We start from the raw sequence: 23,601 nt of genomic DNA, 5'->3' as shown, positions 1-23,601 counted from the left end.
TGGTGCGGGGGGCGGATGAGCGGTGTCCGGGCGGGATCAGAGGACCTTGCTCAGGAAGTCCCTGGTCCGCTCGTGTGCCGGGTGGTCCAGCACCTGGGCGGGCGGCCCCTGTTCGACGATCCGGCCGGCGTCCATGAAGACCACCCGGTCGGCGACCTCACGGGCGAAGCCGATCTCGTGGGTGACGATGAGGAGGGTGGTGCCGCTGGTGGCCAGGTCCTTGATGACGGCGAGGACCTCACCGACCAGTTCGGGGTCGAGGGCCGAGGTGGGTTCGTCGAAGAGGATGACTCCGGGGCGCAGCGCGAGAGCGCGGGCGATGGCCACTCTCTGCTGCTGGCCGCCCGACAACTGCCGTGGAAAGGCGGCGGTTCTGCCGGCGAGCCCGACCCGGCCCAGCAGGGTGCGCGCCAGTTCCCGCGCTTCGGGCCTGCTCAGCCGGCCGGTGGCGACCGGCGCGGCCGCCACGTTGTCGAGCACCGTCAGGTGCGGGAACAGGTTGAAGTTCTGGAAGACGAAGCCGATCCGGCTGCGCTGGGCCAGGATGGCCCGCTCGCTCAGTTCCTTGAGCCGGCCGCCGTGCCGTCGTACGCCGATCGGCTCGCCGTTCAGGCTGACATGGCCGATCTCGGGTTTCTCCAGGTGGTTGATCACCCTGAGGAGCGTGGACTTGCCGGAGCCGGACGGTCCGAGGACGACGGTGACCTCGCCGGGCCGTACGGTCAACTCCACTCCGTCCAGGACACGTTGGGTCCCGTACCACTTGTGCACGTCATGGACCTCGACGGCCGCGGGCCGGACGTCGGGCTGCTCCGTCACCTGGGCGGTCACAGGGCCGCCTCCTTCCGGACACGGTCCCGCAGGTCACGCAGACCGGTGCGGAGCTTCTGCAACGGGGTGGGCGGCAGGGTGCGCAGCGCGCCCCGCGAGTAGTACCGCTCGACGTAGAACTGGACGACCGAGACGACGCTGGTGAGGATCAGGTACCAGACGGTGGCGACCAGCAGCAGCGGCACGATGTCGCCCGGGTAGGTGCTGCCCATGCTCTGCACCGAGCCGAACAGGTCGAGCAGGGAGACGTAGAAGACCAGTGAGGTGCCCTTGATCAGGCCGATCAGCTGGTTGACGTAGTTGGGGGTGATGGAGCGCAGGGCCTGCGGGAACACGATCCTCGTGAACTGGTAGCCCTTCGGCAGACCCAGCGCGGAGGCCGCCTCGTGCTGGCCCTGGTCGACGGAGAGGATGCCGCCCCGTACCACTTCGGCCGCGTACGCCGCTTCGTTGAGGCTCAGTCCGACGACCGCGACGACCATGTCGGTGGCGAGCCGGGACTCGTCGAACGTGAGGAAGGCGGGGCCGAACGGCACGCCGAGGCTCAGCGTCCGGTAGAGCGCGGAGAAGTTGTAGAGGAAGAGCAGGACGACGATCAGCGGCACCGACCGGAACAACCAGATGTAGACCCAGCTCACGGCACGCAGCACCGGGCTCCGGGAGAGCCGTGCGAGTGCGAGCAGGATGCCGCCCAGCAGTCCCGACACGGCGCTGTAGAGGGTCACTTCGAGGGTGATGAGCAGGCCGTCGAGGATCGTGGGACGCAGGAACCAGTACTGGAACCTGTCCCACTGGAAGAACGGATTGGTCGCCAGGCCGTGGACGAGCTGGGCGACCACGACCAGCACGATCGCCGAGACGATCCAGCGGCCCGGACGGCGCAGCGGCAGCACCCGCTGCGCCGCGTACGGCCTCGGTTCGACCACGGGAGCGGGAGGCGGCTGCGCCGTGCTCAACGGCACGGCGGAGCTGAGGGATTCACTCATGGAGGGCTCCAGGCGGCTCGGACTCCCCCGGCACGGGCCGTACGACGAGACGACGGGCACGCGCACGGGGGAACGAACCCGATGCGGGGACGAGAAGGGGAGGACCACCGGAAGTCCGCCCGTTCGACGGCGGCACACGGTGGTTCGGAGATCACGGACCCCGGATCGGACACCGCGGATCAAGGACCGGGGTTCAGGGACCGGGGTTCAGGGACCGGAGTTCAGGGACCGGCGATCAGCGAGGAAGTGCGTCAGCCCCGACAGAGACAGCGGGCGTCGAGGGAGGGACAACACCGTGCCGTGCGGGCGTCGCCGCCGTCGGCGAGGTGCCGCTCCGGACGACGGTTCATGAGTACGCGGTCGCGGCCGTGGGACCGCGAGGCGGTCTTCCCCTGGGCTGCGTACATCGCGGTCACCGTCACCGTTCCGGCCCGTGGGGCCTCGTGTTCACCGGAGTTGCTCCGGCCCGATGCGGCGTAAGTTAGGCACGGCCCCGAACGAATGTCAACGCTCGGCAGCCCGGATGACCACGTCGTGAGACCGCGCGGACGCCTTCTTGACGAGGCCACGGGGCGGACCGAGACTGGCGGGGACGGTCACGATTGTCAGCGCCCTTCGCACGGTTCCTTCCGTGCGATGCGGTTGATCGGCCCCGGCCCGCTGACAGGCAACCCTTCCACCGCGACGGGGTGCCCCGGGTGACGACCGGGTCCCGCCGGAGCGGCGGGGCAAGCGTGGTCTCGCCTCTCGCGAGCCCCGGACACGGGAGCGACGGGAATGACCGGAAAGGGCACGAGCGGTCTGACCAGGCGCCTGCACATCGATCTGCAGCGGGTCTCCAGCGCCTACTAGTCCACGGTCCGGACGGTACGTCAGCGCAGTCACTCCGTTCCGCCGCTGCCGCCCCTCGGGTGGCAGGGCTTCGTCGTCCCCATGGAGAGTCATGCCCGAGACAGTCTCGCTCAGTCCGACCGCCGCCGCCTCCCACCACTGCGCCTCGGCCTCACCCGCCGCGGGGGCGGTTGTCGCCGCCCCTCGGGCGGCGGCCCCCGCGCGTGGACACCGCATCCGCAGTCGCATCGGAGTCGGTCCGGCCGGCGGTTTCTATCCGGCGCCGCACCGCTATCAGCTGTACCTCTCCGAGGGCTGTCCGCGCTCGCTGCGCATCTCGATCACCCTCGGCCTGCTGGGACTGCGCGACTCGGTCACCACCACGCTGCTGACGGGGCCCGCCGGGACGCCGGACGCCTGCGCCGCCCTGCGGGCCGCGTACGAGGCCACCTGGCACCACTACGACGGTCCGCTCACCGCGCCGGCGCTGTGCGACCGCTGGAGCGGACGCATCGTCAGCAATCACACCCCCGACATCCTGCGCGACCTCGGCGAACTCCCGGGCTGCCGCGGCGGCAACGGACTCCCCCGGCTGCACCCGCAGTCCCTCGCCGCGGACATCGACACCTTCCGCGTCTTCCTCGACCGGAATCTCACCCCGGCCGCCCGGCCGACGGCGCGGTCGGCCGCGCTCAGCTCACTGGATCAGCAACTCACCGCACACCAGAATGTGTTGGGCGAGGAGTTGACGGCAGCCGACGTCGACCTGTGGGTGGCCCTCACCCACCTCGGCACCGAGGACGTCCTCTCCCCGTACGGCCGTCTGCGGGACTACGTCCGCCGGCTGGACGGCCACCCGGCCTTCCACGCAGCGGCGCGCCGGGCCTGACGGGCCGCCGGGGCGTCTCCCCGGACGACCGGGCCGCACCCACCCGGGCCCGTGGCGAACGGAGCCCCCGGCCACGGGGGACCGTTCGCCGTCTTCTCCTCGACCCGCCCGGCAAGGCGCGGCAGCAGGAACCGCGGGACGTCGGCCGCCGTATCCGGCGGACCGTGGAACCGGACGGCCACTGCCTGCCGCCGCGCCGACGGCGGGCGGTGATCCGCCGGATCAGCCCTTGACGCGGGTGAAGACGAGTGTGCCGACGACAGTGGTCAGGCCGCGGAGCATGCCCATCTGGTTCCAGCCCATGTCGAACTGGTCGCGGTCCACGGTGAACTCCGTGCCGAGCGTGACGTCTTCGGCGCTCGCCGCGGTCACCCGGGCGACGACCGGCTGCGGCCTGGTGATGCCGCGTACGGTCAACTGCCCGGCGACCTCGACGGTGTCGTCCTGGGCGACCACGGCGTTGTCCACCGCGAAGGTGATCGTGGGGTGCCGTTCCACGTCGAAGAGGTCGGCCGAGCGGAGGTGCTTGTCGCGCTTGCCGTTCTTGGTGTCGAGGGACGCCACGTCCAGGGTGACGGTGCCGCGGGCGGTCCCGTCGGCCTGCACCTCGCCCTCCCCGGTGACAGCGGCGAAGGCCCCCTTCACCGTCACCAGGCCCCACATCGTCTTGTGCCGGATGACGACGCTGGTGCGGGCGGGGTCGAGCTGCCACAGGCCGGTTTCGACGGCGACGGTCATGAGAGTTCTCCAGACGGTTAACAGTGAGAGGTGAGGCACGAGCCGTGGGACAACCAGGAGTCATCCAAATTTGGACGATCACAGGCTAGCCCGTTCTCCAAATTTGGACAACCGGTAGACTGTGACACCATGGCCGACTTCCTCGCCCCCGCTGACCTGCCCGAACACGAGCCGGCGGCCGATGACGGCCTGCTGCCGACCGAACTGCGGTCCTGGATGAGGCTGCTCGCGGCGGCCGGGGCGATCGAGCAGCAGTTGCGCGCTCGCGTCAAGGACGCCCTCGGTGTCTCGCACGACGAGTTCCTGGTGCTGTGCCTGCTGGCCGACCAGCCCGGCTCCAGTCTGCGCATGACACAGATCGCCGAGCTGCTGGGCCGCCCCAAGACACGGCTGACCTATCAGGTGGCCTGTCTGCAGCACGCGGGCCTGATCACGCGGCGCTCGGCCTGCGGGGACAAGCGGGGTATCGAGGTGGCGCTCACGGACAAGGCGCGCACGCTGCTGCGCGAGTCCTCGCGCCCGCTGGCCGACGCCGTCTCGCAGGCCATCGCCCGCACGGCCTGCGCGCAGCGGTACGAGCAGCTGCACGACTTGTTGCCGCCCTCCGAGGTTGCCGGCGACGATTCGTGAAGCACGGGGCGTGAGGCACGAGTCGTGAAGTACGGGTCGTGAAGCACGGGTCGTGAACGGGGCGGCCCGGGGAGACCGTGAGCGGGACGGCCGGGAAGACCGGCTGAAGAGTGCCGTGACGCTGCGTATACGCGCGCCACGGCCCGGAAGCGCGCGGGGCCGCCCCGGCGGACGGCCTCGCGCATCGGATGACGGCCGCCGCGACGACCTCGCCGCCGGGGAAAGCCCGGCTGCCGCGAACGACCCCGCCCACGGAGACATTCGGCCCGGCGACGGCTTCCTGGACGGAAACAACCGTCCCCGCGACGACCCCGCGGGTCAGAAGCCCGGGAAGACGCGTCGCAGGTCGTCCAGGGTGAGGGCGTCCCCCTTCAGGTTCACCTCGGCCGGGGTGTGGGCGGGGGCGTGGCGGCCGGTGACGAGCCGCAGCCACCACTCGGCAGGGGCGCTCAGTACGGCGTCGGGGTGGGCGGGCTCGTCGACGAGCGCGACCGAGTCGCCCAGGTCGAGCCCGAAAGCACGCACGGGAGAGACCGTCCGCACGGCGATACGGGCGTGGCGACCGCCCAGGGCGTCGGCCTTGCCCAGGAACCCTATGAGCAGACCGGCCTGGGCGAGGAGCGGCTCGGTCGCCACCGGCAGCAGCGCCGCCGTCGGGTCGAAGGCCACCTCGACGTCCCAGGTGTGGTGGGTGAACTCGCCGAGCCGAAGGCCCGCCAGTGTCGCGACGTCCACGGGTGCCGGCAGGAAGCCGAGCTCCACGCGGAGTTCCTCCCGGGCCCGCGCGTCCAGTGCCTCGTAACCGCGCACGAGTTGTTCGTCGGCGTTCACGAACCCCTCGGCGCGCTCGGCCGGGGACATCGCGTCCCAGCGCGCCCACACCGACTTGTTGAAGTCGCCGTCCCGCGGTCCGGTGCCGTTCAGCGCGCCCTCCAGCGAGGCGCGGCCGATCTCCGCGCCGCTGCCCAGGTGGCTGAGGACCTGGGACACGTCCCACTCCGACGCGCCCGAGCGCCGGGTGAGGTCGGCGGTGGCGAGCCCGTGCACCACGGAGGTCAGGTAGTCGTGTCCGCTGCGCAGCGCGGCGATGGTCTGGTCGGCACGGTCGGTCATGTCTCGACTCCGGGGAGGGGTGGGATGGTGCCGGAACCGTACCCAGGACGGTCGCCGTCAAAGACGGTGGGGGTAAGAGGGTCGTCGGTCCGTCCCGGGGCGGTCGTCCGCGCGCCGTCCGGCCGAGCGGCAGCCCGCTCCACACGACCGGCGACGACGGGCGGGACACGGCGCCCTCCACGCGCCCCCTCCACTCGCCCCCGCCCGCCCCCGTCCCGCACCCGGCGAGTCGCTGAACACGGCGCCGCCGCACCCCGCATCCTGACCTGGCGGGCGCCTCCCATCCGGTCCCGTCCCTCCCGCGCCGCCCCTGACCTACGGAGGACCATGGCCGCCGACAGCACCCCCGCTCCCGACCACCCTCCCGTCCCGGCCCGTGCCACCTCACTCCTGCGGCGCCCCAGGCTGTGGCTGCTGCCGACCGTGCTCAGCGGGCTGCTCGCACTGCTGCTGGCCCTCCTCTACATGGGCGGCATCGTCAATCCGAACGGAGCCCTGCACGACCTGCCCATCGGCATCGTCGACTCCGACCAGGGCAGACCACTGCCCGGGCAGACGACGAACCTGGGTGCACAGCTCACCCGCGCGGTCGTCGCCGACACCTCCGGCAAGGCCCGCTGGCAACGGCTCACCCGTGCCCAGCTCCAGGACAGACTCACCTCCGGCAGGATCTTCGGGGCCCTGGTCGTCCCCGCCGACTTCACGGCCTCCGTCACCGCGCTCACCGGATCGACCGCGACGGCCCGGCCGACCCTCACGGTGCTCACCAACCCCGGCCTGGGCAGCCTCGGCTCCTCACTGGCGAGCCGGATCGCCCAGCAGACCGCCCAACAGGCCTCTCTGACCATCGGCAAGCAGCTCACGGCCTCCCCCGCCGCCGCGGGGACCGACTCCACGACCCGTCTGCTGCTGGCCGACCCGGTGACGGTCACCACCCGGGTCGGCCACCCCATCGGTGAGCACAGCGGCCTGGGCCTGACGGCGTTCTACTACACGCTGCTGCTGGTCCTGGCCGGGTTCCTGGGTGCGAACGTCATCAACAACGGCGTGGACACCGCGCTCGGTTACGCCGACAACGAGATCGGTCCCTGGCACACCCGCCGCCCCACCCTGCCGATCAGCCGTACCCAGACGCTGCTCCTGAAGATGGGCATGACGGCCGGTATCGCCGTCCTGACCACCACGCTGGTGATGGTCGCCACCCTCGGGATCCTCGGCATGGACGCCTCCCACCTGCCGCTGCTGTGGATCTACTCCTACTGTGCGAGCGTCGCGGTCGGCCTGGGTGTCCAGGCCATCAACGCGGCCTTCGGCGGGATCGGCCAGCTCGTGTCCATGTTCGTGTTCATCGTGCTGGGCCTGCCCTCCTCCGGATCGACCGTCCCGCTGGAGGCCGTCCCGGGCTTCTACCGCTTCCTCGCCGTCTTCGAGCCGATGCGCCAGCTCGGCGGTGGCGTCCGCGCCATCGTCTTCTTCGACGCGCGCGCCGACGCCGGTCTCGCCCGCGCCTGGCTCATGATCGCGATCGGCACGGCCGTCGCCCTGCTCTTCGGGCTGGCGATGACCCGCTACTACGACCGCAAGGGCCTGCATCGGCTCACCCCGCAGCCCGCTTGAACCGGTTCCTGGAGGAAGGCGGTCAGGAGGACGACGAGGAACGAACGCGGGCGAGCAGGAGGTTGGGGTCGGTGGCCGTCGTGTACGCGGCACTGAGGACATAGAGGGTGCCGTGGCGCAGCGCGACCGAGGTCGGGTTCTGCAGGCCGTCCGCTGCGGTGAGGACGGTCGAGGAGGTGCCGTCGCGCGGGATGCGCACGACCGTGCCGGGGCCGTTGAGCGCCGCCAGGATCTCGTCGCCGCGGCCGGTGAAGGCGAAGTCGTCGATACCGGTCAGGTCCTTCGCCGTGATGCGCACCGGTCCAGGCCGGCCTGCGGGGCCGAACGGGATGCGCAGGACGGTGCCCCGGTCGAGGTTGGTCGCCCACAGCGCGCCCCGGTGGATCTTCAGGCCGTTGACCCCGAGGAAACCCGCCGCGGCGAGTTCGGGGGCGGCGGACCAGGTGGTGGGGTCACCGCCCGCGGTGGGTACGGTGCGGATCTCTCCCCGTACGGAGTCGGCGATGTAGAGCCGGTGGTGGTGCTCGTCCAGTGCCAGTCCGTTGGGCAGACCGTCGGCCGGGAGTGCCGCGACGCGGTGCGGGGTGCCGCCCGGACGCAGCCGCCACACACCGGTCAGGTCCGGGGTGCCGCTCGCGTAGAGGAAGTACAGCGTGCCGTCGTGGGCCCGGACGATGCCCGTGGTCAGGGCGAAGCCGAGCGCCGGGGTGTGGACGCCACCGTCGGCCGGTGCCGGCAGGGTGGCCAGGACGCGCGTCGCGCCGGTCGTGCTGACGGCGGCCACCTGACGGGCGGCCGCGAAGGTGACGTCGGCCGTGCCGTCGGGCTCCGGTGCGATGTTCTCCGGCATCTGCCCCCGCGCCAGGTCGAAGTGCGCGGCGATACGGGATGTCACGACGGGCCCGGTCAGGGCCCGACCCGTCACGGCCGGACCCGTCGCGGCCGCTTCGGAGGTCTGGGTGAGGGCCGTGACCGCGGTCGTCGCGGCGAGGGTGACGGCACAGGCGAGGACGGCCAGTTTGTTTCTCATGTCCTTCTCTTTCCTTCACAACGGTTTTCGGGCGCACGGCATCGCGTGCGCGGTGCGGGTGGACGGGTTGTCCGGACGTGTCGGGGCCGCCGGGAACTGCGGACGCCGGGTGTCCGTAACGGGAGGGAAGCCGCGGTCTATGCCTGGGTGTGTCCCGGTGACCGGGCCGGTCGCATGCCGGGCCGGTCGGTCCTGGCGCTGTGCACGAGCAGTGTCATGGCGGCCCGGGACGGCGAGTCCGCCTCGGTGGTCGCGACGACGACCGTCAGACCGTCTTCGGCGTGCAGCGTCTGCTGGACGACATCCATGGCGCCCACCAGCGGATGCCGCATCCCGTAGCCGGCGGCCGCACCGGTCTTGACCCGGTGGTCCGCCCACATGGAGGCGAACTCCGGGCTTTTGAGCGTCAGTTCACCGACGAGTGAGGCGAGGGCCGGGTCGTCGGGAAACCGGCCGGACGTCAGCCGCAGCGCGCCCACCACGGCTCTGGCCTTGGCCGGCCAGTCCGCGTAGAGATCACGGGTGTGCTCGTCCAGGAACACCAGGCGCGCCATGTTCGGCCGCTCCCCCGGCCGGTCCGGTCCTTCCGGATCGAGGTGCCCGGCGTACAGCGCGTGACCGGCGCGGTTCCAGGCCAGGACGTCACTGCGCCGCCCCAGCACCACCACGGGGACGTCGTCCAGCGCGGCCGTCAGCTGCGCGAGGGCCGGTGACACCCGTTCCGGCGCCGGCCGGCGTGCGCGGGTCCGGCGGCGGGCGCCCGCGGCCAGTTCGAGCAGGTGCCGGCGTTCGGTCTCGCTCAGCCGCAGCGCCTGGGCGATCGCCTCCAGGACCTCCGGGGAGGCGTGGGACTGCCCCTGCTCCAGCCGCGCGTAGTACGACTGGCTGACACCCGCCAGCTGGGCCAGTTCCTCGCGCCGCAGCCCGGGCACACGGCGTTGGTCGCCGTAGGTCACCAGGTCGACGTCCTCGGGGCGCACCTGGGAGCGGCGCGCCTGCAGGAACTCACCGAGCTGTCGTTTTCCGTCCATGCCCCGAGTATTGGACTCCCCGGCACCGGCCGACCACACCCTGTCCGGGATACCCGGGCGCGCGCGGCAGCCGCGTCGGCGGCTGCGGAAGCGGAAGCGACTGCGGCTGCGGCTGCGGCTGCGGCTGCGTGAAGTCGTCGCGTCCCGGTGTTCACGTGATCACCGCGTGCGTGCCCATGATGGCAGCATGACCCGCGTCGCCATGTTCTCCCGGCCAGCTCTCCGGAGGTCCGACCGATGACCGAACTTCCGCTCGCCGGCATCACCGTCGTCACCGTCGAGCAAGCGGTGGCGGCGCCCTTCGCGACCCGTCAACTGGCCGACCTCGGTGCTCGGGTGATCAAGGTGGAACGTCCGGGAGAGGGCGACTTCGCGCGCCGTTACGACACCACCGTGCACGGCGAGTCCAGCTACTTCGTCTGGCTCAACCGTTCCAAGGAGTCACTGACCCTGGACCTGAAGTCGGCCCGGGGACGCGACATCCTGGAGCAACTGCTCGCCGACGCGGACGTGTTCGTACAGAACCTGGCCCCCGGAGCGGCAGCCCGGCTCGGCCTCGACGCCGCGTCGCTGCGGGAGCGGCACCGGTCCCTGATCCCGTGCACCGTCACCGGTTACGGCTCCGAGGGGCCGTGGGCGGACCGCAAGGCGTACGACCTGCTCGTGCAGTGCCAGACGGGCCTGGTCTCCCTGACGGGGAACGAGCACGGTGCCGCCCGGGCCGGGGTGTCGGTCGCCGACATCGCGGCGGGCATGTACGCCTACTCGGGCGTGCTCACCGCCCTGTTCACCCGCGCCACCCGGGGCGTCGCCCGCGCCGTGGAGGTCTCCCTCTTCGAGGCGCTGGCCGAGTGGATGAGCCAGCCCGCCCTCTACACGCGCCACGGCGGCACCCAGCCGCCGCGGATCGGCACGCGGCACGCCACCATCGCCCCCTACGGCACGTACCCGGCGGCCGACGGCAAGGAGGTGCTCCTCTCCATCCAGAACGAGCGCGAATGGGCCGCGCTGTGCGAGCGGTTCCTGGAGCGGCCGGACCTCGTCGACGACCCGCGCTTCGCCACCGGTCCGGACCGCGTGGCCCACCGCGACGCGCTCGACACGATCGTGGCCGACCGGTTCCGCGCCCTGCACAGTCAGGAGGCGGGGGAACTGCTGGACGCCGCGGGCATCGCCAACGCAGGCGTCAACACCGTCGAGGAGTTCCTCGCCCACCCGGTCCTGCGCGAACGCGACCGCTGGCGCGACGTACAGGTGCCCGGAGCCGTGGTGCCCGCGCTCCTGCCGCCCGTGGATCTCGCCGGAGTCGATCCCCGGATGGACGCCGTGCCCGCCCTCGGCGAGCACACCGAAGAGATCCTTGCCGCGCTGGGGTACAGCCCGGCCGACATCGCCGCCCTGCGGGCCGACGGCGTCGTCTGAGCCGCCGGGGCACCGGGGATGCCCTCCCGGCAGACGGGCCACATCTCGGCAGGCGCCGCAAGTGCCGCAGGCGTCCCGTCGTGGTGGTCAGCCGACGCCCGCCGCGTCCAGCAGCAGTGTCACGGTCGTCGTGGCCAGGCCGTCGTCCAGGGTCTCGATACGGGACCCGGCGCGGGCGCTCGCGCCGTCGAAGACCAGCATCAACTGCCGGGCGAGGAGCCGCGCGTCACGCGCGCCCCCCAGCTCGGCCTCGGCGCGGAACGTCGCCTCGAGGCGGTCCTTCGCAGCGCCGGCCACCACGCTCGCCGGGTGCTCGGGGTCCTTCAGCTCGACCAGCGCGGCCAGGAAGGGGCAGCCGCGGTACTCGGGGAGCGTGGAGAAGTACTCCATCCGCTCGAAGACGCGCAGAATGCGCTCGCGCGGTGTCGCGTCAGCCGCAGCCGCAGCCGCGGGCGAGAGCTGCTCCTCGTAGAGCGGGATCCGGCGTTCGAGACTCGCCGCCAGGACCTCGTCCTTGCCGGCGAAGAGCTGGTACATCGACCGCTTGGAGACACCGGCCGTCCTGCAGAGCGCCTCGATGCCCACGGAGACGCCCTCGCTGTAGAAGAGGTCGGCCGCGGCGTCCAGCAGCCGGTCTCTCGTGGACGCCTTGTCTGTAGTGGCCATACGGGAAGGTTACCGCGCGGGAACGCAGCGGGGAAACCGATCGGTATACCGCGGGCGAGTGGGCGTTGTCACATGCGCCGGGGTACACGTGACAGATGACTGAGCAAGCGCTTGGATAGTGCCGTTCGCAGAGTGCGCCCGCCCTCGCCCGCACCGCACTGGAGGCCCCGTTGCTGTTCACATCCGTCGACGATGTCTCCGCGCGCCTCGCCGAGACCGGCTATCTGGCGTCGCCCGCCGTCGCCACCACCGTCTTCCTGGCCGACCGCCTCGGCAAGCCCCTGCTGGTGGAGGGCCCCGCCGGCGTCGGCAAGACGGAGCTCGCCAAGGCCGTCGCCCAGGTCGCCGGGGCCCGGCTGATCCGGTTGCAGTGCTACGAGGGGGTCGACGAATCCCGGGCGCTGTACGAGTGGAACCACGCCAAGCAGCTGCTGCGCATCAGCGCGGGCCGGGACGAGACGTGGGACGAGGCCCGCACGGACATCTTCAGCGAGGAATTCCTGCTGCCCCGGCCGCTGTTGACCGCCATCCGCGGCGACGGCCCCAAGGTGCTGCTGATCGACGAGACCGACAAGGCCGACGTCGAGGTGGAGGGCCTGCTGCTCGAGGTGCTCAGCGACTTCCAGGTCACCGTCCCCGAGTTGGGCACGATCACCGCGACCAGCCGGCCCTTCGTGGTGCTCACCTCGAACGCGAGCCGTGAGCTGTCCGAGGCGCTGCGCCGCCGCTGCCTCTTCCTCCACATCGGCTTCCCGGAGGAGGAGTTGGAGCGCCGCATCGTACGGCTGAAGGTGCCGGGCCTGGACGAGGCGCTGACGCAGTCGGTGGTCCGGGTGGTCGGCGCGCTGCGCGAGATGGATCTGCGCAAGGTCCCGTCGGTCGCCGAGACCATCGACTGGGCGCGCACCCTGCTCGCGCTCGGCGCCGGCACCCTCGACGAGTCCGTCGTCCGCGACAGCCTCGGTGTGCTCCTCAAGCACCAGGACGACGTCCTCAAGGCGGCCGCCAAGCTCGATCTGGACGCCATGTGAACGCGCCGGCCGGAGTGACGCGCCGGCTGACGGAACTCGTCGGCGCGCTGCGCTCGCACGGCGTACGGATCGGCACCGGCGAGACGGTGGACGCCGCCCACGCGATGGAGGCACTCGGCCTGACGGACCGGGAACGGCTGCGCGAGGGCCTCGCCGCCGCGTTGCTGCACGGCAAGGCGCAGCGCCGGGTCTTCGATCCGGCCTTCGACCTGTACTTTCCGCGGGTCGTCGGAGGGCCGGAGACCGGCGCGGCGGACACCGACGCGCCCGCCGCCGACCGGGCGGAACTGCGGGACCGCCTCGCGGCCGCGCTCGCGGACGACGACGCCGCGCTGCTGGCCCGGTTGGCGGTGGAGGCGGTGGACGGCTTCGGCGGATACGGCTCCTCACCGGGGTCGGACGGCTGGTCCTCCTACCAGACGCTCGACCGGCTGCGGCCGCAGACCCTGCTGGCGCGTGCCCGTGACGACGTCCGGGCACGCACCGGTGCCGGGGGGTTCACCGACCGGCTCCTGGAGGACGAGATCCGGCGGCGCATCGACGCCTTCCGCGCTCTGGTCGCCGCGGAGGCGCGGCGCCGGGTCGCCGAGCGACGGGGCCGGGACGAGATCGCCCGGCGGGCGGTGGCCCCGACGGTCGACCGGGTGGACTTCCTGTTCGCGGGCCGGGACCGGCTCGCCGAGCTGCGCGGGGTGGTTCAGCCGCTCGCACGCAAGCTGGCGACCCGGCTCGCCGCCCGCCGTCGCCGTGCCGCCCGGGGCACCATCGACCTGCGGCGGACGCTGCGCGCTTCGTTGTCGACGGGTGGGGTGCCGATGCGGCCGGTGCTGCGCCGACGGCGGCCCGTCCGGCCCGAACTGGTGCTGCTGTGCGATGTGTCGGGGTCGGTGTCGGGTTTCTCGGACTTCACGATGCTGCTGGTGCAGGCGCTGCACGACCAGTTCAGCAAGGTACGGGTGTTCGCCTTCGTCAACCGGATCGACGAGGTGACCGGGCTGCTGGTGCACGGGGCGGCCGACCCGGAGGGGCTGGGTGCCCGGATCCGGGCGGAGGCCACGCTGACGGGCTGGCACGAGAGCAGTGACTACGGCGTCGCGCTCGGCGAGTTCACCGAGCGGTACGCCGACGCGGTGGGGTCGCGCTCGACCGTCTTCGTCCTCGGAGACGCCCGTACGAACATGGGCGACCCGAACCTGCCGGCCGTACGGCACCTGTGCGAACGGGCCCGACGCGTCTACTGGTTGAACCCCGAGCCGCGGTCCCAGTGGGGCACGGGCGACTCCGCCGCACCCGAGTACGCCGGGCTCGTCGAGATGCACGAGTGCCGCAACGCCCGGCAGCTCGGCGACCTGATCGGCCACCTGCTGCCGGTCTGAGCGGGCGTCGGGCCCGCGCCTGCCCGCTCAGGCCAGCAGCTGCGGGTACATCACGGCGATGTCCTCGGAGAGCTGGGCCTTGACCTGTCGGGTGAGGTCGTCGGCGAGGACTTCGAAGGCGCCGGACGCGATGCCGTCGAGGGCCTGCGCCGCGACGGCGTCGGGCGACGACTTCGGTGCGTCGACGTGCGCGGCCATGTCCGTGTCCACATAGCCGACATGGAGTCCGGTGACCTCGATGCCGCGCGGCTTCAGGTCCACGCGCAGGGAGTTGGTCTGCGACCAGAACGCGGCCTTGGACGCGCTGTAGGAGCCCAGCAGGCCGATCCAGGAGAGCACCGAGTGGACGTTGAGGATGTGGCCGCCGCCGTTGCGCTCGATGACCGGGACGAAGCCGCGGGTGACGAGGAGCGGGCCGTAGAAGTTCGTCTCGAACTCGCGGCGTACGTCCTCGACGGGGGACTCCAGGAAGTTCGCGTTCACGGAGGCGCCGGCGTTGTTGATCAGGAGGGTGACGTCCTGCGCCTGCTCGACGGCCGCGGTGACGGACGCGGGATCGGTGACCTCCAGGGCCAGCGGCACGGCGTCGGGGTGCGCGACGGTCCGCGGGTCGCGTGCGGTGGCGTACACCTTCTTGGCACCGCGCTCGTACAGGCCCTGGACGAGCGCCCGGCCGATACCCCGGCTGCCGCCGGTGACCAGCGCGACCGAACCTTCGATGGATGTCATGAGTACTCCCGAAAATGAGAAACCGATCGGTTTACCTGTCCGCGCCAGCGTAAACCGATCGGTTTCCAAGGGCAAGCCGTACGCGGCCACGGGTCCGCTCCGCACGGCTGCGGCTACCGCGGCCGCTACGGCTACGGCTACGGCTACGGCTACGGCTACGGCTACGGCTACGGCCGGGAACGGCTCGCGCCCGCCGAGGGGCGGTGCGCGGCGTTCCCGGCCGCAGGCGGTCGTACCCGGCCGTACCGGGGGTGACGAGAGGTGCGCGGGAGGCGCCCCCCGGTCAGGTCGTCGCGGCGTCCACCTTCTCGCCGGTGTCCTCCCCCGCGAGTTCGGTCACCTCTTCGGTGACCGCCGCTTCCGCCGGGGAGGCGTCCTTGTCGACCACGTACGCAGGCGTCGCTCCCCTGGTGAGGCCGACCAGCGCGACCGCCACGATCAGCGCGAACGCGACACCGGCGATCGCGAAGCTCAGGGTGAACTGGCTCTCGGCAGGCAGCGCGGGCACCCCGGCCGGCAGGTGCGCGATCGCCCTGGACGCCAGCAGCGAGGTGATCACCGCGCTGGCGATCGCGCTGCCGACGGAACGGGAGATGGAGTTGAGGCCGTTGGCGATGCCGGTCTGGTGGTGCGGAACGCTCGCCACGATGAGGGCGGGCATGGCCGCGTATCCGAAGCTGACGGCCACGCCGATCAGCAGGCCCGCGAGGATGATCGACGCGGAGGTGTCGTGCGCGGCGGTCAGCCACGCGAACCCGGCGACGCCGAACACGGCGCCGACGGCCAGGGTGAACCGCGCCCCGATCCGTCCGACCAGGATCCCCCCGAACTGCGCGGCGAGCAGGGAGACGACCGTGGTGGGCAGCAGGTACTCGACGGAAGCGCGCAGGACCGAGGCGCCGAACCCGTACCCGGTGAGTTCCTTCGGCATCTGCACCAGATAGGCCACGCCGATGAACTGCGAGAACATCGCGAACCCGAGGAAAAGACCGGCGAGGTTCGTGAAGAGGACGGGGCGGTGGGCGAACATCCGCATGTCCACCATCGGCCCGCGGACCGTGCGCTCCACGAACACCCAGACGGCCGCCATGGCCACCGCCGCGACGAACAGACCGATGGTGCGCGCGGAGGACCAGCCCCACTCATGCCCCTGCGAGATCGGCAGCAGGAGCAGGACGAGCAGCGCGGCGAGCGTCACCGCGCCGAGCCAGTCGGTACGGCCGCCGGTCGTCGAGCGCGAGGCGGGTACGCGCAGGAGGACGCCGACGAGGGCCACGGCGGCGAGGGCCACGGCGAGCCAGAACACCCGGTGGTAGTCGGGATCCGAGCCCCGGGTGAGCAGTCCGGCCGCCACCAGGGCGAGTCCGCTGCCGACGGCGAGCGTTCCGCTGACCATCGCCATCGCGCCGTGCAGCTTCGCCGGAGGCATCTCCTCCCGCAGTACCGAGAGGGCGAGCGGGAAGATCGCGGTGGCCGCGCCCTGGAGTACCCGGCCGACGATCAGCCACAGCAGCGACGTGGTGGTCGCGGCCAGCACGGAACCGGCGATCATCAGCAGCAGAACCCCGACCAGCGTGGGCTTCTTGCCGTGCATGTCGCCGAAGCGGCCGAGCAGCGGGGTGAAGACCGCGGCGGACAGCAGGGTCGCGGTGGTGACCCAGCTGACGTCGGCGGTGCTGGTGCCGAGATCGCTCTGGATGATGCTCAGGATCGGTACGACGAGGGTCTGCATCATCGAGACGATCATGGCCGCGAGGCCGAGGACCAGGACGAGCGAGAGATCGCCTGCGGGGCGGCTGGGCGCCACGCGATCGGAGGGTGTCACGACGTTCTTCCTTAGGAGCAAATGCCGGGGAGCCATATAAAGCTGCAAGTTCTTGAAGGTTGATGTCTTCAAGTAACTGGACAGAGGTAAGCATCGAAGGTTGAGGTAGTCAAGTTTCAGGTACGCTGGACCCATGTCCGCTTCATCTGGAACGAGCCGCTCCGCCGACGCGCCGGACGGCGGGCACCCCGGCGTCTCCCATGCCGTGCTGCTCGACACCCTGTGGGCGTCCATGGTCAGCCTCTACGCGGATCTCACCACCGCCGCCGCCGCGCACGGCCTCACCTACAGCCAGGCCAAGGCACTCAACGTGCTGCGCCAGGGGCCCGCCCCCATGCGGTCCCTCGCGGACACGCTCCGCTGCGACGCGTCGAACATCACCGGGATCATCGACCGCCTGGAGGCCCGCGGTCTCGTCCACCGCGAGGCCAGCGCCACCGACCGCCGCGTGAAGAACGTCATCCTCTCCGAGGAGGGCGCGGCCGTCGTGGTGCGCGTCCGCGACGGAATGCACGCCACCCACCAGGCCCTCGGCGCGCTGAGCGAGGACGAGCGGGCCACCCTCGACAGCCTGCTCTCGCGCCTGTTCCAGGCCGACGGAGATCACTCCTGACCGACCGGGGACGCCGCCGACCCCGGAACCCTTGCCGCGGGCGCCGGGGTCAGTGATCCGGGGTTCTGGGTTCCGCGGCCCGGGGTCCGTGACCCGGGACCCGGGGTTCGGGTTCGGTGACCCGGCGTTCGGTGATCCGGCGTTCGGTGATCCGGGGTCCGTGACCCGGGTGCCGGGGTCCGCGACCCGGGTGCCGAGGTCCGCGACCCGGGTGCCGGGGTCCGGGTGCCGAGGTCGGTGATCCGAGCTTCGGGATCCGAGACCCGGCCGGAGGTCAGACCGTACCGAGGGCCGTCCGCAGCGTGGCGATCGCCTGCCCGATGGCGGCTTCGGCGGCGTGTGTTCCGCGCAGGGCGTTGAGCATCACGAAGTCGTGGATGATGCCCTGGTAGCGGACGGCGGTGACGGGGACGCCGGCTTCGCGGAGCTTGTTGGCGTACGCCTCGCCCTCGTCGCGCAGGACGTCGGCCTCGCCGGTGATGACGAGGGCCGGGGGCAGGCCGGTGAGCTGTTCGGTGGTGGCGCGCAGCGGGGACGCGGTGATCTGGGCGCGCTCGCTCTCGTCGGTCGTGTACTGGTCCCAGAACCACTGCATGCCGTCACGGCGCAGGAAGTAGCCGGTGGCGAACTGGTGGTAGGAGCCGGTGTCGAAGTTCGCGTCGGTGACCGGGTAGAACAGCACCTGCTGGACGAGCGGGACGTCGCCGCGCTCCTTGGCCATCAGGGTGAGCGCCGCGGTCATGTTCCCGCCCACCGAGTCACCGGCCACCGCGATACGCGACGCGTCGAAGCCGTGCTCGGCGCCGTCGGTCACGACCCAGCGGGCGACGGTGTAGTTCTGCTCGATGGCCACGGGATAGCGGGCCTCGGGCGAGAGGTCGTACTCGGGGAAGACGACCGCGGCACGTGCGCCGACGGCGAGTTCGCGCACGAGGCGGTCGTGCGTGTGGGCGTTGCCGAACACCCAGCCCGCGCCATGGATGTACACGATCACCGGCAGGGTGCCGGAGGCGCCCGCCGGGCGGACGACACGCACCCGGACCGCACCGGTCGGACCGCCCGACACGGTGATCCACTCCTCGTCGACCTCGGGCGCCGCCATCTCGCCGGACTGCACCTCGTCGACGGCCTTGCGACCCTCCGCCGGGGCGAGGTCGAACAGGTACGGCGGGTTCGCGGTCGCCTCCACGAACGCCGCGGCGGCGGGCTCGAGAACGGGACGGTTGCCGGTGGTACCGGTGGTGCCGGTCATGGCGATCTCCTCGGATCCGGTGCCGCGGGCAGACTCCGGCAGCGGTCTTCGCCGAGGAGCAGCGGCACGACATGAGAGTAGCGCTCGACTTAGTCGTGCACAACTCATTAGGGATCGATACAATCGAGGGGACCTAAAAGATAGGATGGGATCGCCATGCAGGCACGGAGACCGGGAGCAGCGCCATGAGCACAGCCGAACCGCCGCAGGGGGGTTCCCTGTTGCTGGACGACCAGCTCTGCTTCGCCCTGTACGCCGCGTCCCGAGCGGTGACGGCGCGCTACCGGCCACTCCTGGACGAGCTGGGGCTGACCTATCCCCAGTACCTGGTCATGCTCGTCCTGTGGGAACAGGACTCGATCTCCGTTCGCGACCTCGGCACCGCTCTCCAGCTGGAGTCGAGCACACTCTCCCCGCTGCTCAAGCGTCTGGAGGCGGGCGGTCTGCTCCGCCGTGAGCGTCGCGCGGAGGACGAACGGTCCGTGGCCATCCGCCTCACCGAGACCGGGGCCCGGCTGCGGGAGCGCGCGGACACGGTCCCCCTCGCCATCGGCGACGCCATGGGCCTGACCCCCGAACAGGACGCCACGGCCAAGCACCTTCTGCGCCTGCTCACCGCCAACGTCACGGAGCGCTGAGCCGCCTCCCGGAGCGCGAGAATTCTGGCCTGTTCTTTACCACCGCGCGCGTGGGGATGTCGCACCCCTCCGCACCTCCCGCCCTTTTCCCTCTCGTACGGCGCCACGGTGCGACGTAACCGAACGTGTCCGAATTTGAAACGACGAGTTCACAAGCGCGCAAGTTTCTCTTGTGTCCATAGCGGCTAACCCGCAGATCACAGGGGTTGAAAAGGCTTCCTCCCTTTCTGCGAGACGGGCCGTGAGGTGCGCGTGTTGGACGAACTGCGTGTGCTGTCGATCTACGAAGGATTCTTTTCGGGCGGGGCCCGGATCGTGCACAGCGATGTCGTGATGGGGCTCCACGAGGGCGGTCAGCGCCACTCGGTGCTGAGCCTGAATGGCGAGATGTATCGGGAGGCGACCCGTCAGCGGATGGAGGACGACGCCTGCTACCGGTCGCTGACCGGAGCCGGCGTTCCGGTCACCTCCCTGGGCCGCAGCCACGGGGCGCCCGACGGCGCGGACGCCTTCACCGGGCCGGAACTGGCCGCAACCGCCCGGGCCATGGCGGGCGCGGACGTCATCCTGTCGCTCAAGGAGCAGCCGCTCGGCCTGCTCAACCAGGCGGGCCTGCCCCGACGACCCGTCGTGGTGTGCCTGCACCGCTCCGATCCGGAGAACCAGGGAGCCGCCCTGGACGAACTGAGGAACGCGGTCGACGACGGCCGGATCGCCGCCGCGATCTGCTGCGCCGAGTCGACCCGTGCGGCGTACGCCGCCGCCGGGATCCCGGCGGAGCTGCTGCACGTCATCCCGAACGGCGTGGACCTGCTGCGCTTCCGCCCCGACCCCTTCGGACGCGCTCTGCTGCGGACGTCACTGGGGGTGCCGGCGGACGCGCCCGTGATCGTCTTCGCGGCCCGCTACGCCGGGATGAAGAACGTGCCGCTGTTCCTGCGGGCGGCCAGGGCCTGGCTGCGCCGGCAGCCCGAGGGCCGCATCCTGATGTGCGGTGCCGGGATGACGCGGGCCAACGCCGGCCTGCGCGAGGACATGGTCGCCGCCTTCGGTGACGAGGTTCCGCTCACCGACCGCATATCGCTGCTCGGCGTACGCGACGACATGGAGCTCGTCTACGCGGCCGCCGACGTGGTCTCACTGACCTCCTCCAGCGGTGAGGCGGCACCGCTGTCGCTGATCGAGGGCATGATGTGCGGCGCCGTACCGGTCGCCACCGATGTCGGCGACTGCGCCTCGATCGTCGCCGGGCACGGCTTCCTCACCCCGCTCGACGCCGAGGCGGTCGCGCAGGCCTGGTGTCAGGCGGTGGAGCGCGGCGCCGAGTTCGCCCCGGCCCTCGCCCTCAGCCGCGAACGGTTCAGCCGCACCCGCATGATCGCCGCGTACGCCGGGCTCATCGAGCGGGTCCGCGGTGGGGCGGGCCGGATGTCCCTGTCCGTCTCCGAACCCCTCCCGGAACCGTTCTAGGGCCGGCGGGTTCCGGCATCCTCGCCCCGCTCCCTCGCTCCCGCATCCTCCTCGCCCCCGCTCCCTCGCGCCGGCCCCTCACCCCCTCGGCGAACCGCCCGCCCGCACCACCCCCTCCCGGCGCGCCCACAGGAAGGAGTGCTTGGATCGGCCACCGAGGGGGGTGGAGCACGGCCGTTCACAGCGGAGAAACCGGGCGCCCCGAGGGTTGTCATATGCGATTGCTATATTGCGCAACCACGCAAGCAAGTGGGAATCCCCGGAATCCCCCTTCGCCACAGCACCGACGGCCTGAGCGGCCCGACCGTTTCGTGGGAGTGCGAGATGACTGACCCAGGGGACGGCCCCGTCGGACGGGCCACGCGCCGACATGCGCCGGCGGTGCCCCGGCAGCGTGCGGGAGAGGACTCCGCCGCGCCCGGGACGGAGGGCCGGGCCGCCTCCCGCGCCGCGACACGTGCCAGGTCCGCGGCACCCGGCCGCGGGCGCCGCGGCGCCCGACGGCGCCGCGCCCGACGCGGCAGACGGGTCCTGCGGACGGCCGCGATATCCCTGTCGCTCCTCCTCCTGGTCACCGCGGGCGCCGGCTGGTGGTTCTACGAGCACCTCAACGGCAACCTCCACAGCGTCCCGCTGACCGACGGCACGGCGAGCGACAGCGCGGGCAAGGAGAAGACGGACTCCTTCGGCCGGACGCCGATCAACATCCTGGTGATGGGCAGCGACGGCCGCACCAGTGCGAGCGACTGCAAACTCGGCGGCGGCTGCTCACAGACGGGCGTGCAGTCGGGAAGCGGCAACGCCGACGTGGAAATGGTGCTGCACATCTCCGCCGACCGGTCCAACGCCACCGTGATGAGCATCCCCCGCGACACCGTGACCACCGTCCCCGCCTGCAAGAACAGCGCGACGGGCACGTCCACCGCCGGCTACTCCGGCATGGTCAACAGCGCTCTGCAGTACGGTCCGGCGTGCCAGGTGGCCACCGTGCACCAGCTCACCGGCATCCCCATCGACCACTTCGTCCAGCTCGACTTCTCGGGCGTGGTGAAGATGTCGGACGCGGTGGGCGGAGTGTCCGCGTGTGTCGACGCCAACGTCTACGACACGTACTCCCATCTGAAGCTCGCCAAGGGCACCCACACCCTCAAGGGCGTCGCCGCGCTGGAGTTCGTCCGCTCACGACACGGCTTCGGCGACGGCAGCGACCTGGGTCGCACGTACGCCCAGCACATCTTCCTCAGTTCCATGATCCGCAAGTTCAAGAGCGCCGGCACCCTCACCAACCCCGCGGCCGTCTACAGGCTGGCCGACGCGGCCACCAAGGCGCTCACCGTGGACACCGGCCTGGGCAGCGTCAAGAAGCTGGTGGGGCTCGCCACCGATCTGGACAAGGTCCCCGCCAAGCGCATCACGTTCGCCACCATGCAGACGGCGCCCGACCCGAACAACAGCGACCGGGTCGTGGCCGCCCCGGCCGCCCGCAGCCTGTTCGCCACCATCGCGGGCGACCAGTCGCTGACGGGCGCATCCGGCGGGACGTCCGCCGCGGCCACCGCGACCGCCTCGGCCTCCGCGGTACCGGCCGCGCGGATCGCGGTGACGGTGGAGAACGGCACGGGCATCAGCGGCCGCGCCTCGGCCGTCGCCGGCGCCCTGATCGACCGCGGCTTCAGCTCGGGTACGACCACGGGCAACGCCCCCGGCGGCGCGGCCACGACCACGCTCACGTACGGCACCGGGGAGAAGGCGAAGGCCCAGACCGCCGCCCGCGCGCTGGGGCTCTCCTCCTCCCACCTCGAGCAGGGCACCGGCAGCGGCCTCACCCTGGTGATCGGCACGGACTGGACCAGCGGCACCAGCTACCCCGGGAGCGCCGGAGCCGCCGGCGCCCCGGCCGACACCAAGGCCGCCACCGCCGACGCCCACTCCCAGACCGCCGACGAGTCGAAGCCCTGCGCGAAGGTGAGCACGTACAGGACGGTCAGCCTCAACGGCATCGCCATGACCCCGTCCCAGGCCTACGCGGCAGCCGTCGGCAAGAAGAACTCGGCGCCCTGACACGCGGCACCACCGCGTGCCGGGCCCGCCCGCGCCCGCCTGGGATGCTGGCCCCGTGCCGACCACGCCGCAGTCACCGGAGCCCGTCACCCCGCACGCGCCCAGGAACCTGCCGAGACCGCTGCTCACCCAGCAGTGGCTCGACCTCGCCTTCGTCCACTGGGCGGTCGCCCCTGACACCGTCGCCGGTCTGCTGCCCGAGGGCACCGTCCCCGATGTGCTGGACGGAGTCACCTACGTCGGCCTGGTCGCGTTCCGGATGCGCCGCGTCGGCTGGCTCCGCTCCCCCGGAGTGCCGTACCTGGGGACGTTCCCGGAGACGAACGTGCGCCTGTACTCGGTGGACGCGCTCGGGCGGCGCGGCGTGGTCTTCCGGTCGATGGACGCCGCCCGGCTGGTACCCGTGCTGATGGGACGGGCCGGCTTCCGGCTTCCGTACGTGTGGTCCCGTATGGGCGTCCGCGCCGAGGACGACGTCATCACCTACACCAGCTCACGGCGCTGGCCGGGGCCACGCGGCGCGCACAGCCGGATCGTCCTGCGCAAGGGCGAACGGATCCGGGAACCCACCGAGCTGGAGCACTTCCTGACCGCCCGCTGGGGCATGCACAACGCCTTCTTCGGCAAGGTCGGATACCTGCCCAACGACCACCCCGGCTGGCCCCTGCACCGCGCCCGGCTGCTCACGTGCGAGGAGAACCTCCTCGAGGCCGCGGGCGTACCCGTGCCGCGGGGAGAACCGGTGAGCGTGCTGTACTCCCCCGGTGTCCCGGTCCGACTCGGCCGTCCGGCCCGACCGGCGGGCATCCCGACACCCTGAAG

The 23,601-nt window shown here is 71.6% G+C and carries 22 protein-coding genes and 1 riboswitch; of the genes, 12 read left to right on the top strand and 10 right to left on the bottom strand.

The window, feature by feature from the left end; all coding sequences use genetic code 11:
- Positions 1 to 36: 36 nt before the first annotated feature.
- Together OHB41_RS37480 and OHB41_RS37475 are read right to left on the bottom strand one after the other, a co-directional pair.
- Complete coding sequence (locus OHB41_RS37480; protein WP_266703621.1) at positions 37 to 831, bottom strand: amino acid ABC transporter ATP-binding protein; 795 nt, start codon at positions 829 to 831, stop codon at positions 37 to 39.
- A complete protein-coding gene (locus OHB41_RS37475) occupies positions 828 to 1,817 on the bottom strand; it encodes an amino acid ABC transporter permease (RefSeq protein ID WP_266703619.1) in 990 nt (329 codons plus the stop codon). Before OHB41_RS37475 ends, OHB41_RS37480 begins: the two co-directional genes overlap by 4 nt.
- 594 nt (positions 1,818 to 2,411) lie before the next feature.
- Positions 2,412 to 2,558, top strand: a riboswitch (SAM riboswitch).
- A 36-nt stretch (positions 2,559 to 2,594) separates the two neighbouring features.
- Between OHB41_RS37475 and OHB41_RS52395 the strand changes: the two genes are divergently transcribed.
- A complete protein-coding gene (locus OHB41_RS52395) occupies positions 2,595 to 2,669 on the top strand; it encodes a putative leader peptide (RefSeq protein WP_351724231.1) in 75 nt (24 codons plus the stop codon).
- Positions 2,670 to 2,760: 91 nt separating this feature from the next.
- Positions 2,761 to 3,537, top strand: coding sequence for a glutathione S-transferase family protein (locus tag OHB41_RS37470; RefSeq protein ID WP_266703617.1), 777 nt, complete (start codon positions 2,761 to 2,763; stop codon positions 3,535 to 3,537).
- A 222-nt stretch (positions 3,538 to 3,759) separates the two neighbouring features.
- Here OHB41_RS37470 and OHB41_RS37465 read toward each other — a convergent pair whose 3' ends face one another.
- On the bottom strand, positions 3,760 to 4,275 hold the full coding sequence (locus OHB41_RS37465) for a YceI family protein (protein ID WP_266703615.1): 516 nt from the start codon (positions 4,273 to 4,275) through the stop codon (positions 3,760 to 3,762).
- A 129-nt stretch (positions 4,276 to 4,404) separates the two neighbouring features.
- Here OHB41_RS37465 and OHB41_RS37460 point away from each other — a divergent pair, with 129 nt between their 5' ends.
- Complete coding sequence (locus OHB41_RS37460) at positions 4,405 to 4,905, top strand: MarR family winged helix-turn-helix transcriptional regulator (RefSeq protein ID WP_266703613.1); 501 nt, start codon at positions 4,405 to 4,407, stop codon at positions 4,903 to 4,905.
- Between the two features lie 318 nt (positions 4,906 to 5,223).
- Here OHB41_RS37460 and OHB41_RS37455 read toward each other — a convergent pair whose 3' ends face one another.
- A complete protein-coding gene (locus OHB41_RS37455) occupies positions 5,224 to 6,018 on the bottom strand; it encodes a maleylpyruvate isomerase N-terminal domain-containing protein (RefSeq protein WP_266703611.1) in 795 nt (264 codons plus the stop codon).
- A gap of 327 nt (positions 6,019 to 6,345) precedes the next feature.
- Here OHB41_RS37455 and OHB41_RS37450 point away from each other — a divergent pair, with 327 nt between their 5' ends.
- Positions 6,346 to 7,635 (top strand): YhgE/Pip domain-containing protein, encoded by a 1,290-nt coding sequence (locus tag OHB41_RS37450; protein ID WP_266703609.1) that lies wholly within the window; start codon positions 6,346 to 6,348, stop codon positions 7,633 to 7,635.
- A gap of 22 nt (positions 7,636 to 7,657) precedes the next feature.
- Here the strand turns inward: OHB41_RS37450 and OHB41_RS37445 are convergent, their stop codons facing one another.
- Together OHB41_RS37445 and OHB41_RS37440 are read right to left on the bottom strand one after the other, a co-directional pair.
- Positions 7,658 to 8,665: an SMP-30/gluconolactonase/LRE family protein gene (locus OHB41_RS37445; protein ID WP_266703608.1), complete on the bottom strand. Its 1,008-nt coding sequence runs from the start codon at positions 8,663 to 8,665 to the stop codon at positions 7,658 to 7,660.
- A gap of 137 nt (positions 8,666 to 8,802) precedes the next feature.
- Positions 8,803 to 9,696: a helix-turn-helix domain-containing protein gene (locus tag OHB41_RS37440; protein WP_266703607.1), complete on the bottom strand. Its 894-nt coding sequence runs from the start codon at positions 9,694 to 9,696 to the stop codon at positions 8,803 to 8,805.
- A 237-nt stretch (positions 9,697 to 9,933) separates the two neighbouring features.
- Between OHB41_RS37440 and OHB41_RS37435 the strand changes: the two genes are divergently transcribed.
- A complete protein-coding gene (locus OHB41_RS37435) occupies positions 9,934 to 11,118 on the top strand; it encodes a CaiB/BaiF CoA transferase family protein (protein WP_266703606.1) in 1,185 nt (394 codons plus the stop codon).
- An 87-nt stretch (positions 11,119 to 11,205) separates the two neighbouring features.
- Here the strand turns inward: OHB41_RS37435 and OHB41_RS37430 are convergent, their stop codons facing one another.
- Entirely contained in the window at positions 11,206 to 11,784 is a 579-nt protein-coding gene (locus OHB41_RS37430) for a TetR/AcrR family transcriptional regulator (RefSeq protein WP_266703605.1), read from the bottom strand.
- Between the two features lie 173 nt (positions 11,785 to 11,957).
- Between OHB41_RS37430 and OHB41_RS37425 the strand changes: the two genes are divergently transcribed.
- Both OHB41_RS37425 and OHB41_RS37420 read left to right on the top strand, forming a co-directional pair.
- The gene (locus tag OHB41_RS37425; RefSeq protein WP_266706438.1) at positions 11,958 to 12,815 is read left to right on the top strand and encodes an AAA family ATPase; all 858 of its coding nucleotides are present in this window, start codon (positions 11,958 to 11,960) and stop codon (positions 12,813 to 12,815) included.
- On the top strand, positions 12,812 to 14,191 hold the full coding sequence (locus OHB41_RS37420; RefSeq protein ID WP_266703604.1) for a VWA domain-containing protein: 1,380 nt from the start codon (positions 12,812 to 12,814) through the stop codon (positions 14,189 to 14,191). Before OHB41_RS37425 ends, OHB41_RS37420 begins: the two co-directional genes overlap by 4 nt.
- A gap of 27 nt (positions 14,192 to 14,218) precedes the next feature.
- On the opposite strand, the gene OHB41_RS37415 is transcribed toward OHB41_RS37420, so the two are convergent.
- The gene (locus tag OHB41_RS37415; protein WP_266703603.1) at positions 14,219 to 14,920 is read right to left on the bottom strand and encodes an SDR family oxidoreductase; all 702 of its coding nucleotides are present in this window, start codon (positions 14,918 to 14,920) and stop codon (positions 14,219 to 14,221) included.
- A 283-nt stretch (positions 14,921 to 15,203) separates the two neighbouring features.
- Positions 15,204 to 16,745 carry an MFS transporter gene (locus OHB41_RS37410; protein WP_266703602.1) on the bottom strand — a complete coding sequence of 514 codons (1,542 nt, stop codon included), beginning with the start codon at positions 16,743 to 16,745 and terminating at the stop codon, positions 15,204 to 15,206.
- Between the two features lie 133 nt (positions 16,746 to 16,878).
- Here OHB41_RS37410 and OHB41_RS37405 point away from each other — a divergent pair, with 133 nt between their 5' ends.
- Positions 16,879 to 17,358, top strand: coding sequence for a MarR family winged helix-turn-helix transcriptional regulator (locus tag OHB41_RS37405; protein WP_323138427.1), 480 nt, complete (start codon positions 16,879 to 16,881; stop codon positions 17,356 to 17,358).
- 274 nt (positions 17,359 to 17,632) lie between these two features.
- On the opposite strand, the gene OHB41_RS37400 is transcribed toward OHB41_RS37405, so the two are convergent.
- Positions 17,633 to 18,610, bottom strand: coding sequence for an alpha/beta hydrolase (locus tag OHB41_RS37400; RefSeq protein ID WP_266703601.1), 978 nt, complete (start codon positions 18,608 to 18,610; stop codon positions 17,633 to 17,635).
- A 185-nt stretch (positions 18,611 to 18,795) separates the two neighbouring features.
- Here OHB41_RS37400 and OHB41_RS37395 point away from each other — a divergent pair, with 185 nt between their 5' ends.
- The 4 genes from OHB41_RS37395 (at position 18,796) to OHB41_RS37380 (ending at position 23,599) form a co-directional block, all read left to right on the top strand.
- Entirely contained in the window at positions 18,796 to 19,248 is a 453-nt protein-coding gene (locus OHB41_RS37395) for a MarR family winged helix-turn-helix transcriptional regulator (RefSeq protein ID WP_266703600.1), read from the top strand.
- Between the two features lie 255 nt (positions 19,249 to 19,503).
- Positions 19,504 to 20,718: a glycosyltransferase gene (locus tag OHB41_RS37390; protein WP_526025007.1), complete on the top strand. Its 1,215-nt coding sequence runs from the start codon at positions 19,504 to 19,506 to the stop codon at positions 20,716 to 20,718.
- A gap of 324 nt (positions 20,719 to 21,042) precedes the next feature.
- Positions 21,043 to 22,779, top strand: coding sequence for an LCP family protein (locus OHB41_RS37385; protein WP_266703599.1), 1,737 nt, complete (start codon positions 21,043 to 21,045; stop codon positions 22,777 to 22,779).
- Between the two features lie 55 nt (positions 22,780 to 22,834).
- Positions 22,835 to 23,599, top strand: coding sequence for a YqjF family protein (locus tag OHB41_RS37380; protein WP_266703598.1), 765 nt, complete (start codon positions 22,835 to 22,837; stop codon positions 23,597 to 23,599).
- The last annotated feature ends 2 nt before the right edge of the window (positions 23,600 to 23,601 follow it).

It is taken from the genome of Streptomyces sp. NBC_01571, from assembly GCF_026339875.1.
Taxonomy (GTDB): domain Bacteria; phylum Actinomycetota; class Actinomycetes; order Streptomycetales; family Streptomycetaceae; genus Streptomyces.
This window is presented reverse-complemented; position numbering and strand designations above follow the sequence as displayed.